Consider the following 241-nt stretch of genomic DNA (forward strand, 5'->3'; position numbering starts at 1 on the left):
GGCGCCGGCGTGGCGTCCGGCATCATGGGCACCATGACCTCGGTCGGCGCCCCGCCCATCGCCCTGGTGCTGCAACACGCCGAACCGCCGCGGCTACGCGCCACGCTGGGCATGGTGCTATTCCTGGGGTCGCTCTTTTCGCTGGCCATGCTGGCCTGGGCGCGGCGCTACACCGGTGACCACGCCGGCCTGGCGCTCAGCCTGGCGCCGTTCCTGCTGGCCGGCTTCGCCGTGTCGGGCC

1 pseudogene is annotated in these 241 nt (G+C 73.9%); it reads left to right on the forward strand.

Annotated elements, in window-relative coordinates:
* Positions 1–241 (forward strand): annotated as a pseudogene (locus tag OH705_RS28525) (sulfite exporter TauE/SafE family protein); the annotation flags it as partial.

Origin of the sequence: Pseudomonas sp. BJa3, assembly GCF_026343815.1 — a bacterium.
Classification (GTDB): Bacteria; Pseudomonadota; Gammaproteobacteria; order Pseudomonadales; family Pseudomonadaceae; genus Aquipseudomonas; species Aquipseudomonas soli.